Below are 18,761 nucleotides of genomic sequence, written 5' to 3' on the forward strand. Positions count from 1 at the left end.
ACTTCACCGTAAGCACTGTAAAAGGAAATCACGCGAGTGATCGTCAAACGCCCCGTCTCGGCCAGCCTGGCCCGGGCCTTTTTTTACATCGTCCTGTTGTCGATTCTCTCGACCGGCGTGGCTTTACTCACGTTGACTAGCAGCTTACGCGATGCCGAAGCCATAAACGTGGCGGGGTCTTTGCGTATGCAGAGCTACCGTCTGGGTTACGATCTTCAAAGTAATAGCCCACAGTTGAACGCCCATCGCCTGCTCTTCCAGCAGGCGCTGAACTCCCCGGCACTCAGCAATCTGAATGCCTGGTATGTTCCGCAAACGGTGAAAAGCCACTATGGGCAACTGCATGCAAACTGGCTGGAGATGAACCAACGCCTAATCAGCGGCGATCTTGAGTGGTATCAGACCCACATTAATGCCTATGTCGACAAGATCGATCTGTTCGTCCTGGCGCTACAGCACTATGCCGAACGCAAAGTAATGCTGGTGGTAGGCATTTCTCTGGCAGGCGGCATCGGCATTTTTACCCTTGTCTTTTTCACCCTACGTCGCATTCGCCATCAGGTGGTGCGTCCACTGAACCAACTGGTCATGGCCAGTCAGCGCATAGAACATGGTCAGTTTGATTCGCCCCCGCTGGATACCCACTTGCCGAACGAGCTGGGTCTACTGGCAAAAACTTTTAATCAGATGTCGAGCGAACTGCACAAGCTGTACCGCTCGCTTGAAGCCAGCGTTGAAGAAAAAACGCGCGACCTGCATGAAGCTAAGCGCCGACTGGAGGTGTTGTATCAGTGCTCTCAGGCGCTCAATACCAGCCAGATTGACGTTCACTGCTTCCGCCATATTTTGCGCATCGTGCGCGACAATGAAGCCGCGCAGTATCTCGAACTCACCGTCGGGGAAAACTGGCGTATTAGCGAAGGCGAACAACGTCCCGATCTGCCCATGCAAATCCTCCCCGTCACGATGCAGGAAACGGTCTACGGCGAGCTTCACTGGCAGAGCCAGCATGCTGTCAGCGCCATACCGCTGCTCAACAGCGTTTCGACGATGCTCGGGCGCGGTTTGTACTTCAACCACGCGCAAAAACATTTCCAGCAGTTGTTACTGATGGAAGAACGCGCCACGATTGCCCGTGAACTGCATGACTCCCTCGCGCAGGTGCTTTCGTATCTGCGCATTCAGCTCACGCTGCTGAAGCGGTCCATCCCGGAAGATAACCTCCCGGCGCAGACGATTATGGATGATTTCTCCCGGGCCCTGAACGACGCGTATCGCCAACTGCGCGAGCTGCTGACGACCTTCCGTCTGACGTTGCAGCAGGCGGATCTCCCCTCCGCGCTGCACGAAATGCTGGAAACGCTGCAAGGGCAAACGCCCGCTAAACTCTCTCTCGATTGCCGCTTACCGACGCTGGCGCTGGATGCGCAAATGCAGGTGCATTTATTGCAAATTATTCGTGAAGCGGTGCTCAATGCGATGAAGCACGCCAACGCCAGTGAAATTGCCGTGAGCTGCGTGACCGCGCCGGACGGCAATCATACGGTCTATATTCGTGATAATGGCGTGGGTATCGGTGAGCCCAACGAGCCCGCCGGGCATTACGGTTTGAACATTATGCGTGAGCGTGCTGAACGCCTTGGCGGCACATTGAGCTTTTCACAGCCTTCAGACGGCGGGACGTTAGTGAGTATTAGCTTCCGCTCTTCTGACGAGGAAGAGAGCCCATTAACGTAACAAGATGCGCGAAAAATGCGTGAGAGTGCGCAGGAAGCTGACAAACGGGGGAATCAGGCATGATAATTTACATTATCTCCTTTTTTTCTCCACGTTTGGTTCGTACCTTCCCATTACAGTGAAGCAAGTCATACCTATAAAGATACGTAGAATAATGAGGTCCTCTTTCTGATGGCGAATTTTTTTATCGATCGCCCCATTTTTGCCTGGGTGCTGGCTATCCTGTTATGTCTGACAGGTACCCTGGCGATTTTTTCCCTGCCCGTTGAGCAGTACCCCGATCTCGCGCCGCCCAACGTGCGCATCAACGCCAACTATCCGGGGGCCTCCGCACAAACCCTGGAGAATACCGTTACCCAGGTTATCGAGCAGAACATGACTGGCCTCGATAATCTGATGTATATGTCGTCGCAAAGTAGCGGGACCGGGCAGGCCTCCGTCACGCTCAGCTTTGTTGCGGGAACCGATCCGGATGAAGCCGTGCAGCAGGTGCAAAACCAACTGCAGTCGGCAATGCGTAAACTCCCGCAGGCCGTGCAGAATCAGGGCGTGACGGTGCGTAAGACCGGCGATACCAACATTTTGACTATCGCTTTCGTTTCGACCGACGGATCAATGGATAAGCAGGATATTGCGGACTACGTAGCCAGTAATATTCAGGATCCGCTAAGCCGCGTGAACGGTGTTGGGGATATCGACGCCTACGGTTCCCAGTACTCGATGCGCATCTGGCTGGATCCGGCGAAGCTGAACAGTTTTCAGATGACGGCGAAAGATGTCACCGACGCGATTGAATCACAGAACGCCCAGGTTGCCGTGGGGCAACTTGGCGGAACACCGTCTATCGATAACCAGGCGCTGAACGCCACCATTAACGCCCAGTCATTGCTGCAAACGCCTGAACAGTTCCGCAATATTACGCTGCGCGTTAATCAGGATGGTTCGGAAGTGAAGTTGGGGGATGTCTCCACCATCGAAATGGGGGCGGAAAAGTATGACTATCTCAGCCGCTTCAACGGACATGCGGCTTCCGGGCTGGGGGTCAAACTGGCTTCCGGTGCTAATGAGATGGCAACGGCGACGCTGGTGCTCGAACGTTTGGATGAGCTGGCGCAGTATTTCCCGCATGGGCTGGAATACAAAGTGGCCTTTGAAACCACTTCCTTCGTTAAAGCCTCGATTGAGGATGTGGTAAAAACGCTGCTGGAAGCCATCGCGCTGGTTTTCCTCGTCATGTATCTGTTCCTGCAAAACTTCCGCGCTACGCTGATCCCCACCATTGCGGTGCCCGTCGTGCTGATGGGAACCTTCTCGGTGCTTTACGCCTTTGGCTACAGTATTAACACGCTAACGATGTTTGCGATGGTGCTCGCTATCGGTCTGTTGGTTGATGACGCCATTGTGGTCGTGGAGAACGTTGAGCGCGTTATGAGCGAAGAAGGGCTTTCGCCACGCGAAGCTACGCGAAAATCGATGGGGCAAATTCAGGGGGCGCTGGTCGGGATCGCGATGGTGCTTTCCGCCGTGTTTGTGCCGATGGCGTTTTTCGGCGGTACTACGGGGGCTATCTATCGCCAGTTTTCAATCACCATCGTGGCGGCGATGGTGCTGTCCGTGCTGGTGGCAATGATCCTCACCCCTGCCCTGTGCGCCACCTTGCTTAAACCGCTGCATAAGGGCGAGCATCACGGACAGACGGGCTTTTTCGGCTGGTTTAACCGTTCCTTTAACCGCAACGCCGAGCGTTACGAAAAAGGCGTTGCCCGCATTTTGCATCGCAGCCTGCGCTGGATGGTGATTTACGTGCTGTTGCTTGGCGGTATGGTGTTCCTGTTCTTGCGTTTGCCGACCTCCTTCCTGCCACAGGAGGATCGCGGAATGTTCACGACCTCCATTCAACTCCCCAGCGGCTCAACGCAACAGCAAACCTTAAAAGTGGTGCAGAAGGTCGAGCAGTACTATTTCACCCATGAAAAAGACAACATCATGTCGGTCTTCTCCACGGTGGGGTCTGGGCCTGGCGGCAATGGTCAGAACGTCGCGCGTATGTTTATTCGCCTGAAAGACTGGGACGCGCGTGATCCCAAAACCGGCACTTCGTTTGCCATTATCGAGCGGGCAACCAAAGCCTTTAGCAAAATCAACGAAGCGCGCGTGTTCGCCAGCAGTCCGCCGGCAATCAGCGGCCTGGGCAGTTCAGCAGGCTTTGATATGGAGTTGCAGGATCACGCAGGTGCCGGGCACGACGCATTGATGGCAGCGCGTGACCAACTGATACAACTGGCGGCTAAAGAGAGCGCGCTAACCCGGGTGCGGCATAACGGTCTGGATGACAGCCCGCAATTACAAATTGATATCGACCAACGCAAAGCGCAAGCGCTCGGCGTCTCCATTGACGATATCAACGATACGCTGCAGACGGCCTGGGGGTCGAGCTACGTCAATGACTTTATGGATCGTGGCCGCGTTAAGAAGGTGTACGTACAGGCGGCAGCGAAATACCGCATGCTGCCAGACGATATCAACCTGTGGTACGTGCGCAATAATAGCGGCGGCATGGTGCCTTTCTCGGCCTTCGCCACCTCTCGCTGGGAAACCGGCTCACCGCGTCTGGAACGTTATAACGGCTACTCCGCCATTGAGATTGTTGGGGAAGCCGCACCGGGCGTGAGTACCGGTACGGCAATGGATGTGATGGAGTCGCTGGTTCGTCAGCTCCCCGTCGGATTCGGCCTGGAGTGGACCGCGATGTCCTACCAGGAACGACTCTCCGGCGCACAGGCTCCGGCGTTGTACGCAATTTCCCTGCTGGTCGTCTTCCTCTGTCTGGCGGCGCTGTATGAAAGCTGGTCGGTCCCGTTCTCGGTAATGCTGGTGGTGCCTTTGGGGGTCATCGGTGCGCTGTTGGCAACGTGGATGCGCGGTCTGGAAAATGACGTTTATTTCCAGGTGGGATTATTGACGGTCATTGGCCTCTCAGCGAAAAACGCGATTCTGATTGTCGAATTTGCTAATGAGATGAACGAAAAAGGACACGATCTGCTGGATGCAACACTGCATGCCTGTCGGCAGCGTTTACGTCCGATCCTGATGACCTCGCTGGCGTTTATCTTCGGCGTATTGCCGATGGCGATCAGCAACGGTGCAGGTTCCGGCAGCCAGCATGCGGTCGGTACGGGCGTGATGGGCGGTATGATCTCGGCAACGGTGCTGGCCATCTACTTCGTACCATTGTTCTTTGTGCTGGTTCGCCGGCGTTTTCCGCTGAAACCCCGCCCCGAATAAGCCATGAAAAAGGCGACCTGCTAATGGGTCGCCTTCTCTGTGTGATGAGTCTCACACGGTATGTTCTGTTATTTGGATCCCTTCCAGAAATTTATTTACGAAGCATGACTTCGATAAAATCTTTCCAGTTCCCCAGTTCACGTTCAATCATAACTACCTCTGCTTCTTATTATGGGTATTCTACAAAACCACTATCACCTGGTGAAGATAATAAAACCGATTACTGTGATAACTTCCTCCGGGGTGTTGGGAGATATGCCATCACTATGGCGTTGAACCCATAAATTTTATGTGACTTACTGCAATATTTTGAAACAATCATACAATATCTACGACTCGTTCAATTTCGATTAAAAAACAGCCTGATGCAAGTGGTAAAATCTGAATTTACCTTTAAGCAAGTAAATAATCGCTGACAGGAATTATTATTCACAATACTTCAACAATGTTATATTTTCCGATCACGATTAAGTGACAAATTAATAATTAATTTTACCCGTAATAATGATTAAATAGTCAGTTTTAGATAATAAGGATGCAGATGATTACCCTCTACGGCATTAAGAATTGCGATACCATAAAGAAAGCCCGACGCTGGCTGGAGTCGCAGAACATTGAGTACCGCTTTCACGATTACCGGGTCGACGGACTGGATAACGCGCTACTCGAGACGTTTATCAACGAATTAGGCTGGGAACCTCTGTTGAACACGCGTGGCACCACCTGGCGCAAACTGGACGACGCCACGCGGAATTCCATCACTGATGCAGCATCCGCCGCCGCATTAATGACTGAAATGCCTGCGATCGTCAAACGCCCATTGCTCTGCGCGCCCGGTAAGCCTATGCTGCTGGGTTTTAGTGAATCCAGTTATCAGCAGTTTTTTGACGAGGTGTAGTCTATGTCGTGCCCGGTTATTGAGCTGACACAGCAGCTTATTCGCCGCCCTTCCCTGAGTCCGGATGATGCGGGATGTCAGGCTTTGATGATTGAGCGCCTGCGCGCAATAGGGTTTACCGTTGAGCGCATGGATTTTGCGGATACACAGAATTTTTGGGCATGGCGCGGACAGGGCGAAACGCTGGCCTTTGCCGGCCATACTGACGTGGTGCCCGCGGGCGATGCCGACCGCTGGATCAACCCACCTTTCGAGCCGACGATCCGTGACGGAATGCTGTTTGGTCGCGGCGCGGCCGATATGAAAGGATCGCTGGCGGCAATGGTGGTCGCGGCGGAACGCTTCGTTGCTCAACACCCTAACCATAAAGGACGTCTGGCGTTTCTGATCACCTCTGATGAAGAGGCCAGCGCTAAGAACGGCACCGTGAAGGTGGTAGAAGCGCTGATGGCGCGCAATGAGCGCCTGGACTACTGCCTCGTGGGCGAACCGTCCAGCACCGAGGTGGTAGGAGATGTCGTCAAAAACGGTCGTCGTGGCTCTCTGACCTGCAATCTGACCATTCATGGCGTGCAGGGGCACGTCGCTTATCCGCATCTGGCCGATAACCCGGTTCATCGCGCCGCGCCGATGCTCAATGAACTGGTGGGCATTGAGTGGGATCAGGGCAATGAATTCTTCCCGGCAACCAGTATGCAGATTGCTAACGTTCAGGCAGGCACCGGCAGTAATAACGTCATCCCCGGCGAACTTTTCGTGCAATTTAACTTCCGTTTCAGTACCGAACTGACTGACGAGGTGATTAAACAACGTGTGCATGCACTGCTGGATAAACATCAGTTGCGCTACACCGTGGACTGGTGGCTTTCCGGTCAGCCCTTCCTGACCGATCGCGGAAAGCTGGTTGATGCGGTGGTCAACGCCATCGAGCACTATAATGAAATTAAACCGCAGTTACTGACCACGGGCGGTACGTCCGATGGACGGTTTATCGCTCGTATGGGCGCGCAGGTTGTCGAGCTGGGACCGGTGAATGCCACAATTCATAAAATTAATGAATGTGTGAATGCCGCCGATCTGCAACTGCTTGCCCGTATGTATCAACGTATCATGGAGCAACTCGTCGCCTGACGCGTGTGCTGGTAAGGGGTAATTTGCATGGACTGGCTAACTAAGTATTGGTGGATCCTGGTACTGGTTTTTCTGGTGGGCGTACTGCTAAATGTGATTAAAGATCTCAAGCGTGTCGACCATAAGAAATTCCTCGCCAACAAGCCGGAGCTTCCTCCGCATCGTGATTTTAACGATAAGTGGGATGATGATGACGACTGGCCGAAAAAAGACCAGCCGAAGAAATAATACGTAAGCCGGATAAGGCGAAGCCGCCATCCGGCCAGTTTATAGGGGTTAGATCATCTCTATAACGTCATCATCGCCCGGCGTGCCGCCGCTTAGCGCTTCATCAAAGTAGTGCTTCGGTACGGTATAGCGCAGGTGATCGAGCGCAAACTGCATGCTGCGATCGTCTATCGCATGACCGAGATCGTCCACAATATCCAGCGTCACGTCGCCACCCGCGTTTATCAGCGCATCCTGCGCGGCAACTGCATGAGAAAGCTCAATCACCCGATCCTCTCCGCCATGAATTAAATGGACGGTGGTCGCAGTTGATGCCGTTTCTGGCAGGCTGGCGTAGCGTCCGTTAAACGCAATCACCCTTGCAGCCAGACCCGGCTCGGCTTTGATACTCTCAAGCGCCATGATCGCCCCCTGTGAGAAACCGATCAGCGCCGTTGCATTTGCGCCGACCCCGCTCTGTTTTTGCCAGGTACGTACCGTCTCAACAAATACTGGCATAATGGCATCTACCCGCGTCTGACGATTCTCTTCCGTCACCCCTTGTACTGAAAACCACTGCCGTCCCTCAGGACCGCAGGGCTCGATGCCGCCGATACTCACGACCAGCGCATCCGGGAATAGAGGGGCAAACCAGGAGCCGATTTCGCCCATCGCGACCGGGTTGTCACCCACGCCATGAAACAACAGTAATAACTGTTGAGCGGGTTTAGCCGGACTTTGAACGACAAAATGGTCATATTTCATGGCGATCTCCTTAACTGATGTCGTTAATTCTACGCCTCACAGTCGTAATGACCATGCCAGAAAATTGAAGGTGTTAGTGAAAAAATTACTCTTGCAGAATCCGGTCGCGTAACCGCTGCGCACGCTCAGCATCGAGCATTAACAATGCCTGTGCCGCTTCTTCGCGCTGAAGCGCCAGCAGGGCTTTACGCCCGGCAACACTCAGAATCGCACAGAGCTGCGCGTCACTGAGTTTATCGTGCAGACGCCCATGCAGCGCAGGCAACGTTTGTTGCGTATGGTGAAGCAGACGACTGAGACAACCTAATGACGTCAGCAATGGACGATGCGCGAATGCAAACCCCGCCAGCGCCAGCCAGTCATCATCATTAAGGGTAGACGCTTTTAATGACTGTACCGGAATATCCTCGCCATTCCATTGCGACAATATGTCCGCATCGCGTCGTAAACGGTAATGCTCACGTTCAGCCAGACGTTTACCTGCGTCACTCAGTGGACGCATCGCCATCGCGGTATAGCAGCCGCTGCTGGCTTCCTTGTGATTCCCAATCCGCACCAGAATGAAGCCGCAGCGCTGCCAGAAGCGCCACAATTCTGGCGTAAAGCCAAAGCTTACGGACAGGTAATCGCAGTTTGCAACAAGGGCGCGGGAGATAAGCCGTTGGCCGATGCCTTCTCGCTGTCGACCGGGATGCACGGCGATACGACTCACCCGACGCCCGATCAGCGTGGCCGCCAGCGGATCGCCACCGTGTGCTGCCAGCGACTGCGCAACGAGATTGCCTCGCGGGCGACGAAAGCCAGCCCAGACGGCCTGACTGAGTTCAGCGGAGAGCCCCCCCTCATCAACCAGCCAGAGCGCCCCGGCGATCTCTGAACCGCAGGCAGCATGAAGAAAATGCTGGCCAGGCGCATCCATCATCCGGCGGAGATCGAGCGGTGAAGTGCGGTAATGCGCCCCGGAAAGCAGCCGGTAAACCGCGAGTGGAACCGCAGGTTGCGTCTGCCATAGCACCTGCTCGAACGGCGAAATTACGATGTCGCCCTGCGGCGTGGTGGCAAAATTATCATCGTCGAACACCAGCGCATCGCTGACCCATTTTTCCAACGGGCACCCCTGTGCCCAACGCACGGGTTGCCGAAGCTCAAGACGCAGCAGATGGGGAAAACGCGCGCAAAATTTCAGTAAAAAGCCGCGCCCTGTGCCTTCATAGCCCTGTACGGTGGTCGTTAGCAACGTGCGGGGGAATCGCGCGACGAGACGATGCAAAAGCGGTGCGGGAATGGCGGCGGCTTCGTCCACGACCAGCCAGTCCGCCTGCGTATCCGAATCCAGGAGCGCGTCGGGGGCCATAAAGCGGAATTTATCTCCGGCAAACTGAGCCAGCACATCCGTTGCCGCTTTTGCCGGTGCGGTGACGATCGCCGTACCGTTGAAGCGAGAAATAAGCTGGCCCGCCAGCGCCGATTTACCGCGCCCGCGGGCGGCGGTCAGCGCAACGATGCCGGTTGGCATCTGTAAGAGTTGCTGGAGAATGGCGGATTGTTCCGGTAACGGTTCGCCCGTGGCAGCCTGCCACGGGCAACGTTCAGGGAACGCAGGCAGACGAAGCGGCAGATGCTGTTGCCAGTGTAGCGTCTGAGGATCTGCCGCAATAATGCGGCGAAGATGGTGAACAAAGTGAGGCGTAGGGATCGGAGACGAGCAATCGCTCCAGCGCAGCGAGTCCGAATCCGGACATTTCTGCCAGACATCCCAGGGCGGTGTCATGAGTACCAGCCAGCTTCCCGCGCGCAACGTCCCGCTTAACGCGGCGAACGCGGCGGCATCGAACCCCTGTGATGCGTCGAAAACGGCATGACGAAACTCGCGCCCCAGAAGCGTTTGCAGCGCCGGTGACGTTCCCTCTGACGCGGCGGAGGAAACCCATAGCCAGTCGCCGGGTAATGATTCGCGAAACCGCTGCGCCTGCTCACGGCACCAGTGGTCTTCACCACTTAACACCAGCAGGCAACGAATGCCTTCCTGGGCCATTTGCGCGGTTAACGCGTTTAGCGCAGTGTTACCTGACATCCCTGCCTCAGTGTTTAGAAACCTTTGCCAAAGGTATTACATTGTGCCGGGTTACCGCTATCGAAACCACGCTTGAACCAGGTATAACGCTGTTCTGATGTACCATGGGTGAAGCTATCCGGCACCACTCGCCCCTGGCTTTGCTGTTGCAGACGATCGTCACCGATGGCCTGAGCGGCATTAAGTGCTTCTTCCACGTCTCCGGTTTCGAGCACGCCCTGTTGCTGCATACTGTTACCCCAGACGCCAGCAAAACAGTCGGCCTGCAGTTCCATGCGTACAGAGAGCCGGTTAGCTTCTGCCTGTGACGCATTTTGCTGGAGCTGACGCACTTTCGGTTCGATGCCCAGCAGTTTCTGAATATGGTGACCCACTTCATGCGCAATCACGTAGCCCTGGGCAAAATCGCCTTCCGCGCCCAGTTTATTTTTCATGTCGTCATAGAAGGAGAGATCGATATAAACGGTGCCGTCCGCCGGGCAATAAAATGGCCCCATGACCGATTGCCCGTTACCGCACCCGGTGCGCGTCGCGCCACGGTACATCACCAGTTTCGGCTGTTGGTATGTGCGGCCCATTTTTTCAAACTGCTGACCCCAGGTATCTTCCGTTGTTGCCAGAATGACCGAGGTAAATTTTGCTGCTTCGTCCTCATTCGGACTAATGGAACGCGGAGACTGCTGCTGTGAGACGGGTTGCCCGGTCATCAGGCCAGTTAAGTCCACGCCATAATAACCGGCCACCAGCACCACGATCAGCAGAATAAGGCCGCCCTTCCCCCCTGGAAGACGCATCCCGGGGCCACCCATCGAAGGGCCGCCGCCCGGGCTGTTGCGCCTGTCTTCTACATTGTCACTTTCACGACGCCCTTGCCAGCGCATAAACACCTCAACAATATATACATTATGATGATGATCGTAGGCGGTTCAGCGCAAGATTACCATAGGAAAGAACATCAGGAATGCGGAGTGCGAGCCGGAGAGAGTTCCCCGGCCCGAAAGGTTGCTTAGTCCAGCTTCACGCCCAGACGACGCGCCACGGTTTCATAAGCTTCAATCAGACCACCCAGGCTCTGGCGGAAACGGTCTTTATCCATCTTGTCGAGGGTTTCTTTATCCCACAGGCGGCTACCATCCGGGGAGAATTCATCGCCGAGCACCACTTCGCCTTTATACAGACCGAACTCCAGTTTGAAGTCGACGAGGATCAGACCGGCGTCATCAAACAGCTTTTTCAGCACGTCGTTCGCCTTGTAGGTCAGCTCTTTCATCCGCCCCAGATTCTCTTTGCTCACCCAGCCGAAGGTTTCGCAATAGGAGTCATTGACCATTGGGTCGTGCATTGCATCGTTTTTCAGGAACAGATCGAACAGCGGGGGATTCAGTTCGATGCCCTCTTCAATACCCAGACGCTTGACCAGCGAGCCTGCCGCACGGTTACGCACGACGCATTCAACCGGCACCATATCCAGTTTTTTCACCAGACATTCGGTGTCCGAGAGCAGTCGCTCCATCTGAGTAGGGATACCCGCCTCGGCCAGTTTGGTCATGATGAAATGGTTGAATTTGTTGTTCACCATACCTTTACGATCAAACTGCTCAATGCGCGCGCCATCCCCTGCTGACGTATCATTGCGGAATTCGAGCACCAACAGATCCGGGTTTTCCGTGCTGTAAACGGTTTTCGCTTTACCACGATACAACTCAGCTTGCTTTTGCATCTTCATTACTCCTGGGTGTGATCAATGTATTCAAAACGGGAAATATTATGCCACGCACACGTTTGCGTAGCACGAAATTAAAAAGGGCTGAATTTCTTCAGCCCTTCATTTTTACTTGCTAAACGCTGCCTGGAAGACGGCTACCAGCGCGTCGTTCTGGCTCTGCGTTAGGGTATGCCCCTTCGGATCGATAAACTGCATGCTGCTGCGGTTATCTAAATCGCCGACCTGCAGTTTGTAGTCGCCTGAGGTCAGGCCCGGGTCGCGAGCGCCCAGTTCCTGCCAGTCGCTATCAGAAAGCGGCTTATAGGTGACCGCCATGCTGCCCTGAGAGCGGGTGCTGTCGGTCACTTTCATGCCCACTTTCTCCAGCGCTGCCGGCAGGCGCTGCCAGACGACGTTAAACGGACCACGCACCACCAGCATCGGTAAACCGGTATCATCAGCGGCACTTTGTACATCCATGGTCGCGGCTGAGCGGTTCTGCGCTGCGTTGGTGGCGTCAGTCGCGGACTTATCAAGACCCGCAGAGATAACGTTCATCATCTCAGTGCTGTAACGCTGCAGTGAAGCGGCATCCGCAACCGGCTTGCCCGCCTGCTCAAGATTCACCAGTTTCACCTGCACCGCTTGCTGATAACCCTGCGGTTTTACCGAGATTTGATAACGACCACGGTACTGTTCGTCTTCATCCAGACGGTTCCAGTCAACCCAACCGGTTGTCAGCGTCTGGCTGGCATCATCACGTTTTTCAATCGCATAGTTCTTCGACTGAATGATGCTGACGACCTGCGGCCATAATGTGTTACCACGCCCGTTTTCCACCAGCAGCGTGGCAGTATCACCCGCAAACTGGGTACGCGCACCGGTCACCAGCGCCAGCGGCTGTGCTGGCGGACGAATATCCAGTGCTTTGCCCACGGCACCGCTGCCGTTGGTTACCGGGATGTTATAGTCGCCCGAAGTCACCGGCAGAATCATTCCTGCTGGAGCATGGAGTTCAGCAAGCGGTGCGGCATCCAGATAGGATTCATCACCGCTCACCTGGCGCTTGTAGCGCGAATCTGAGCTACAGGCTGCGAGCAGCAAAACAAGCGAAACACCCGCAACCCTGGCCAGGCGCGACTTTTGTACTGAGTAAGCCATCAAATCTCCCTAAACTTTACAGCAGACCGGCATGCTTAAGCGCCGCTTTGACAATATCCCGAGCACTGTTCGTGATCGGCGTCATCGGCAGACGCAGCGTATCGGTCGCCACCAGGCCCAACTCCTTACATGCCCATTTCACTGGGATTGGATTGGGTTCGACAAACAGTTTGTTGTGTAACGGCATCAGGCGCTGGTTAATCACCCGCGCTTCGGCAAATCGCCCTTCTGCCGCCAGTTTGCACATTTCAGCCATTTCACGCGCAGCAACGTTTGACGTTACGGAAATGACGCCATGACCACCCAGTTGCATAAAGTCCAGCGTGGTCGCATCGTCACCGCTCAACAGCACAAAATCGTCTGAAACCAGCTCTTTGATCTGGTGAACTCGACTTAAGTTCCCTGTGGCCTCTTTAATCGCGACAATATTTTTTAATTCCGCTAAACGGCCAACGGTTTCCGGCAGCATATCGCAACCCGTGCGGGATGGCACGTTATACAGAATTTGCGGCAGGTCAGTATGTTCGGAGATGGCTTTAAAATGCTGGAACAGGCCTTCCTGGGTCGGGCGGTTGTAGTAAGGCGTGACCGTCAGGCAACCCACAATACCGCTGTTATTAAAACGCTGCGTCAGGCTAATGGCTTCTGCGGTTGCGTTCGCGCCTGTTCCGGCGATCACCGGAATGCGTCCGTCGGCCAGCTCTACGGTCATCATCACTACGTCGCCATGTTCATCATGGCTCAGCGTGGCAGACTCGCCGGTGGTCCCCACAGAAACGATCGCCGATGTGCCGCTGGCGACATGATAATCAATCAGTTTTTTCAGGCTTGACCGGCAGACATTACCTTTTTCATCCATCGGTGTGATAAGCGCGACAATACTTCCCGTGAACATGGGCCATCCTCTGTGCAAACAAGTTTCTCAATGGTACGTTTGGTACGACAATAAAAGCAAGCGAACAGAGCCGTTCTGATTGTTGTATGCCGGTTTTTTTTATGCTTTCCTTATGATTAACCCACCTCTCTAAGGAAGAACAGGTTTGACACTGTCATCACAACATTACCTGGTTATTACTGCGCTGGGTGCCGATCGCCCTGGAATTGTGAACACGATCACCCGCCACGTGAGCAGTTGTGGCTGTAACATCGAAGACAGCCGCCTGGCCATGCTGGGGGATGAATTTACGTTTATCATGTTGTTGTCAGGTACATGGAATGCCATTACGCTGATCGAATCAACGTTGCCGCTAAAAGGCGCAGAGCTGGATTTACTGATTGTGATGAAGCGCACCACTGCCCGTCCGCGTCTGCCAATGCCTGCGACGGTATGGGTTCAGGTAGATGTGCCGGATTCCCCACATTTAATTGAACGATTTACTGCCCTTTTCGACAATCATCAGATGAATATCGCGGAGCTGGTTTCTCGTACGCAACCTGCTGAAAATGAAAGAGCTTCACAATTACATATTCAGATTACCGCCCACAGTCCGGGGCTGAACGATTCGGTAAATATTGAACAAGCCTTCAAAGCCCTATGTACAGAACTCAATGCGCAAGGCAGTATTAACGTTGTTAATTATTCACAACATGATGAACAGGATGGAGTTAAGTAATGAATCCACTGAAAGCCGGTGACATCGCACCGAAATTTAGCTTGCCCGATCAAGACGGAGAACAAGTAAATTTAACCGACTTCCAGGGACAGCGTGTTCTGGTCTATTTCTATCCGAAAGCCATGACACCCGGCTGTACCGTTCAGGCCTGCGGTCTTCGCGATAACATGGATGAGTTAAAAAAAGCGGGAGTAGACGTGCTGGGTATCAGCACCGACAAACCGGAAAAACTGTCCCGATTCGCCGAAAAAGAGTTGTTGAACTTTACCCTGCTATCCGATGAGGATCACCAGGTTTGCGAACAGTTTGGCGTTTGGGGTGAAAAATCCTTTATGGGGAAAACCTATGACGGCATTCACCGCATCAGTTTCCTGATTGATGCTGACGGCAAAGTTGAGCACGTCTTCGATGACTTCAAAACCAGTAATCACCATGATGTGGTGCTGAACTGGTTGCAGGCTAACGCCTGATGTAGCGCTACCGATTTACGCTTATCCGGCCTACCGTAACGAGTAGGCCGGATAAGGCGCTTATGCATTACACTCTGGCAAAACAGGATTTACTCAAACGTCCCTTTCACGCACGCTTTCCCGTCCCGTACCACCATTTTGCCTTTCGCCCACAGATGGTTCACTTCCAGCGCTTCATTGAGTACCAGAAGATCGGCATCACAGCCCACGGCCAGACGACCTTTATGTTCAAGCCCTAAAAATTCAGCCACCGTGCGAGTCAACGGACATAGCGCCTGCGCCAGTGGTAAATGGTGTTGTTGAACCAACTGGCGAAGCGTTTCTGCCAGTGACTCAAATCCCGCCACGCCAATTCCCGTCAGGTTCCCCCGTTCATCAAACTTCGGCTGACTGCCGTTGCCGTCCGAACTCAGCGTAAGGCGCGACAGCGGAACCTCGCTCGCCAGCGCGGTCATAATTGCCGTGGCCGGATCGATCGGTTCATCAATGCTGCTGGTGATATCGATGTAGCCGCCGTCGAGCGCGTATTCCAGCGCCGCATGGAACAACGGCTCAGCGCGATTGACGTGAGTGGGCAGTAGTTTAGTGATTGGTACATCCGAGTGCGCCAGGATTTCGTACAGTGGCTCCAGCATGCGTGGACTGCTTCCCATATGAAACACGCTGATGCCCGGCTTTTGTCCTAACAGGCCGCCCACGCGTGACTGTGCAGCCATGTTTGCCAGCGCAGCCGCCTGCGGCGCAGAAGATCGATGGTCAGAAATTGCGCACTTTACCCCAATGATTTTATCAATTAAGGCGACATCACGTTCGATGCTGTCAGTGATCGTGGGTGACGGAAGCGAATAGGCACCGGTTAACATCCAGGCGCTGATCCCTTCGGTCTCCAGAGCACGGGTTTTCGCCAACAGGGATTCAGGATGGCGGGTAACGCCATCGGTACCCAGCAGCCCCACCACTGACGTGATACCCGCCTCCACCAGACGTGATAAGCGAACTTCAGGCGTTCGGGTATGCGGGCCCGCCTCACCGCCACCGCCAATCAGATGAACGTGCTGATCGATAAAGCCCGGACAGACAACTGCGCCGTCAAGATCGACACACTGGCACCCCGGGAAATCTCCCGGCGCAATAGACGGCGCAATAGCCACAATTTTGCTTCCGGCGATGAGGATATCCTGTCGCCCAAGGTCTTCAGGCGCGTAGACGCGACCGTGCTGAAATAGCGTGAGATTCAGAATTGAACAGTTCATAACCTTCCTTGTTAAACAATAAGTTGCATAACCCACAGAGAGAGCAGCGCATTAATGACGCACACGGTAATAATATGTGGATAGTAACGCGGATGAACGCCCGCCGTCCCCAGACAGCGTCCCACATTTTGTACCGGATTACCCATCAGATAGATAGCGGGCAGCAGGACGGTCGCATCATGACCAGAAAGCGAACCGGCAATAACCAGGCTGGCACAAACCCCAACGCCGCCGCCCATGCTCATGACCGCCGCCAGCAGTACGGTTGCCGACTCACCCGGTAACCCCCACAACGCCATCACGGGTTCAAACACCCGGCCAACAATATCCAGTAGCCCCGTGACTTTCAGTGCCTGAATAATCACAAAAGCCATGATCACGTTAGGTAACAAGCTGGTCGTGGCAATAGTAAAACCGCGTCGCGCCCCGTCGATAAACAGGTCCATAACGTTTTTGCGTACTTGCGTGGTCATATCAGGCCTCCTGCTGCAAACGACGATTTTCCAGTTGCGAAATCCACAGCCTTAGCAGGTTCGCACCAAGAAATTTGAATACCAGTATCACCGCCAGTGGCGTGATCACCGGAACTGTAATCGTCGTAAACAGGGCTGCACCGGAGGAAAAGTAGTTGGTGATACAAGCGCTGCCGCTGGTTTGCCAACAGGCAAAAATGGCGCGTTCCTGTTCAGAAATAGTGCCCTCCTCCGCCAGCTCTTTGGTCATGCCCGCCGCCGCGTCGGTATTTTGCACGTTAGCAATCAGCGCCAGAGAACAGATGCCAGGAATACCGAGTAGGGGGCGGAGGATGGGCGTCATCAGTTGCTGCGCGGCGCGTAATCCGCCTAACCCTTCCGTCACGGAGATGATCCCCAGCGACAAAATCACTGAAGGCGCCAGTTCCAGAGCAAACAGAAAACCATCCTTCGCCCCGGAGCCCCCCGCGCCGCGAAACGACACTGCCGATTCTCCCGCCGCGTTGATCTGCCCAAAGGCACCGTTGAGCACGGTAAAATCAAATACGCGCCACCATTCGGTGCTTTTTGCAAACATGCCTGAAAAGAAAATAATAGTCATGAAAAAAGCGAGATACCCGCCCCATCCGACCTTTTGTTGCGTGTGTATGTTGTGACCCATTGTTGTTCTCCTGTTGGTCTTTTCCTTAGGTGATAGAAATTCATCACGTCGGCCAAGTTAAAGACAAAAACAGAGAAAAACGACACTCGGTCGCCATATTCGGAAAACATTTAGGGAAGGAGAAAAATGCGCAATCCGGTGACAGAATGCCACCGGATGAACCTGCTTAAACCTCGTCAACCACCTGACCATCTGGCCAGGCGTGAACCACGGCTTTTATCAACGTTGCCAGCGGGATAGCAAAGAAAACGCCCCAGAATCCCCACAGACCGCCAAAAATAACCACGGAAAGGATGATGACTAACGGATGCAGGTTAACGGCTTCAGAAAACAGGACCGGTACCAGCAGGTTGCCGTCCAGCGCCTGGATAATCAAATAGACCGCAAAGCAGCTCCAGAACTCGGTACCCAGACCAAACTGGAACAGCGCAACGCACACGACCGGAATGGTTACGACAAACGCGCCGATGTACGGAATAAGCACAGAAAACCCCACCAGCACCGCCAGCAGTAACGAGTAGTTCAGCCCGAACAGCAGGAAGCCCAACCAGGTCGCAACACCGACCACCACCATCTCGAGAACTTTTCCCCGGATGTAGTTGGTGATCTGCTGATTCATCTCTTTCCAGACCTGCCCCGCCAGCCCCCGGTTACGGGGTAAAATCCGGCGCACCGCATTCAACATCTGCTCTTTGTCTTTGACAAGGAAAAAGACCATCAGGGGAACGAGTACCAGATAAACCGCCAGCGTCAGTAATCCAACCAGAGAGGCCAGTGAATATTTGACGACCGAATCGCCCATGGTCAGCATTCGGGAGCGCATGTTTTCCGCCATGGCATCGATAATGCCTGCATCCATTAATGCAGGATAACGACGCGGCAAGGTGGCGGCAAAATCAGACAGTTTATTGAGCATGCCGGGCATATCGCGAATCAGGTAGATCCCCTGCTGCCACGCAACCGGCATGACTACAAAGGCCATGAGCAGCAAAATGCCCACAAATACAATCAGCACAATGGACGTTGCCCAGCGGCGGGAACAGCCAATGGCTTCAAGCCGCATCGTCGGCCATTCCAGCAGATAAGCCAGCACAATGGCAACCAGCAGCGGCGCCAGTAATCCGCTAAAAAAGAAAAGAATGCCAAAACCGGCAACCAGAATGACCAGCAAAGCAATCGCCTCGGGGTCACTAAAGCGACGGCGATACCATTGCATCAACATTTCGAGCATAAAACCTTCCCAAAGCTCAATAGCGGGATTGCGATCCCGAATTGTATCGAAATGTCACAAAAAAGACTTCGCTTTTTATTGCTGTTTCGGGAAACTG

18 protein-coding genes are annotated in these 18,761 nt (G+C 54.1%); 7 read left to right on the top strand and 11 right to left on the bottom strand.

The window, feature by feature from the left end; all coding sequences use genetic code 11:
• The first annotated feature begins 36 nt into the window (after positions 1-36).
• A complete protein-coding gene (gene narQ / locus HVY19_RS14795) occupies positions 37-1,737 on the top strand; it encodes a nitrate/nitrite two-component system sensor histidine kinase NarQ (protein ID WP_181681299.1) in 1,701 nt (566 codons plus the stop codon).
• A 171-nt stretch (positions 1,738-1,908) separates the two neighbouring features.
• Positions 1,909-5,022: a multidrug efflux RND transporter permease AcrD gene (gene acrD, locus HVY19_RS14800; protein WP_181681300.1), complete on the top strand. Its 3,114-nt coding sequence runs from the start codon at positions 1,909-1,911 to the stop codon at positions 5,020-5,022.
• A gap of 91 nt (positions 5,023-5,113) precedes the next feature.
• Here acrD and ypfM read toward each other — a convergent pair whose 3' ends face one another.
• Positions 5,114-5,173, bottom strand: coding sequence for a protein YpfM (gene ypfM, locus HVY19_RS14805; protein WP_001386977.1), 60 nt, complete (start codon positions 5,171-5,173; stop codon positions 5,114-5,116).
• A gap of 390 nt (positions 5,174-5,563) precedes the next feature.
• On the opposite strand from ypfM, the gene HVY19_RS14810 reads away from it, so the two are divergent.
• The 3 genes from HVY19_RS14810 to HVY19_RS14820 are packed head-to-tail and all read left to right on the top strand — an operon-like array spanning position 5,564 to position 7,279.
• A complete protein-coding gene (locus HVY19_RS14810) occupies positions 5,564-5,920 on the top strand; it encodes an ArsC family reductase (protein WP_181681301.1) in 357 nt (118 codons plus the stop codon).
• Between the two features lie 3 nt (positions 5,921-5,923).
• Positions 5,924-7,051: a succinyl-diaminopimelate desuccinylase gene (gene dapE / locus HVY19_RS14815; RefSeq protein WP_181681302.1), complete on the top strand. Its 1,128-nt coding sequence runs from the start codon at positions 5,924-5,926 to the stop codon at positions 7,049-7,051.
• 27 nt (positions 7,052-7,078) lie between these two features.
• Positions 7,079-7,279, top strand: coding sequence for a YpfN family protein (locus tag HVY19_RS14820; RefSeq protein WP_181681303.1), 201 nt, complete (start codon positions 7,079-7,081; stop codon positions 7,277-7,279).
• A gap of 48 nt (positions 7,280-7,327) precedes the next feature.
• Here HVY19_RS14820 and ypfH read toward each other — a convergent pair whose 3' ends face one another.
• The 6 genes from ypfH to dapA all read right to left on the bottom strand — a co-directional run bounded on the left by ypfH (position 7,328) and on the right by dapA (position 13,858).
• Positions 7,328-8,023 (bottom strand): esterase, encoded by a 696-nt coding sequence (ypfH, locus tag HVY19_RS14825; RefSeq protein WP_181681304.1) that lies wholly within the window; start codon positions 8,021-8,023, stop codon positions 7,328-7,330.
• A gap of 85 nt (positions 8,024-8,108) precedes the next feature.
• Positions 8,109-10,097 carry a GNAT family N-acetyltransferase gene (locus HVY19_RS14830; RefSeq protein WP_181681305.1) on the bottom strand — a complete coding sequence of 663 codons (1,989 nt, stop codon included), beginning with the start codon at positions 10,095-10,097 and terminating at the stop codon, positions 8,109-8,111.
• Positions 10,098-10,111: 14 nt separating this feature from the next.
• Positions 10,112-10,978 carry a neutral zinc metallopeptidase gene (locus HVY19_RS14835; RefSeq protein WP_181681306.1) on the bottom strand — a complete coding sequence of 289 codons (867 nt, stop codon included), beginning with the start codon at positions 10,976-10,978 and terminating at the stop codon, positions 10,112-10,114.
• A gap of 125 nt (positions 10,979-11,103) precedes the next feature.
• On the bottom strand, positions 11,104-11,817 hold the full coding sequence (purC, locus tag HVY19_RS14840; RefSeq protein ID WP_181681307.1) for a phosphoribosylaminoimidazolesuccinocarboxamide synthase: 714 nt from the start codon (positions 11,815-11,817) through the stop codon (positions 11,104-11,106).
• Positions 11,818-11,928: 111 nt separating this feature from the next.
• A complete protein-coding gene (gene bamC / locus HVY19_RS14845; protein ID WP_181681308.1) occupies positions 11,929-12,963 on the bottom strand; it encodes an outer membrane protein assembly factor BamC in 1,035 nt (344 codons plus the stop codon).
• Between the two features lie 16 nt (positions 12,964-12,979).
• Positions 12,980-13,858, bottom strand: coding sequence for a 4-hydroxy-tetrahydrodipicolinate synthase (gene dapA, locus HVY19_RS14850; protein ID WP_181681309.1), 879 nt, complete (start codon positions 13,856-13,858; stop codon positions 12,980-12,982).
• Between the two features lie 145 nt (positions 13,859-14,003).
• On the opposite strand from dapA, the gene HVY19_RS14855 reads away from it, so the two are divergent.
• Both HVY19_RS14855 and bcp read left to right on the top strand, forming a co-directional pair.
• Positions 14,004-14,576: a glycine cleavage system transcriptional repressor gene (locus HVY19_RS14855; protein WP_181681310.1), complete on the top strand. Its 573-nt coding sequence runs from the start codon at positions 14,004-14,006 to the stop codon at positions 14,574-14,576.
• Positions 14,576-15,046, top strand: coding sequence for a thioredoxin-dependent thiol peroxidase (gene bcp / locus HVY19_RS14860; RefSeq protein WP_181681311.1), 471 nt, complete (start codon positions 14,576-14,578; stop codon positions 15,044-15,046). The genes HVY19_RS14855 and bcp overlap by 1 nt, the downstream gene beginning before the upstream one ends.
• Before the next feature lie 89 nt (positions 15,047-15,135).
• On the opposite strand, the gene iadA is transcribed toward bcp, so the two are convergent.
• The 4 genes from iadA to HVY19_RS14880 all read right to left on the bottom strand — a co-directional run bounded on the left by iadA (position 15,136) and on the right by HVY19_RS14880 (position 18,664).
• Positions 15,136-16,299 (bottom strand): beta-aspartyl-peptidase, encoded by a 1,164-nt coding sequence (gene iadA / locus HVY19_RS14865; RefSeq protein ID WP_181681312.1) that lies wholly within the window; start codon positions 16,297-16,299, stop codon positions 15,136-15,138.
• A gap of 11 nt (positions 16,300-16,310) precedes the next feature.
• Positions 16,311-16,772 carry a YjiG family protein gene (locus HVY19_RS14870; RefSeq protein ID WP_181681313.1) on the bottom strand — a complete coding sequence of 154 codons (462 nt, stop codon included), beginning with the start codon at positions 16,770-16,772 and terminating at the stop codon, positions 16,311-16,313.
• Position 16,773: 1 nt separating this feature from the next.
• Positions 16,774-17,433 carry a nucleoside recognition domain-containing protein gene (locus HVY19_RS14875; protein WP_181681314.1) on the bottom strand — a complete coding sequence of 220 codons (660 nt, stop codon included), beginning with the start codon at positions 17,431-17,433 and terminating at the stop codon, positions 16,774-16,776.
• A 166-nt stretch (positions 17,434-17,599) separates the two neighbouring features.
• Positions 17,600-18,664, bottom strand: coding sequence for an AI-2E family transporter (locus tag HVY19_RS14880; protein WP_181681315.1), 1,065 nt, complete (start codon positions 18,662-18,664; stop codon positions 17,600-17,602).
• Between the last annotated feature and the right edge of the window lie 97 nt (positions 18,665-18,761).

Origin of the sequence: Citrobacter sp. RHB25-C09, assembly GCF_013836145.1 — a bacterium.
In the GTDB taxonomy this organism is placed as follows: Bacteria; Pseudomonadota; Gammaproteobacteria; order Enterobacterales; family Enterobacteriaceae; genus Citrobacter_A.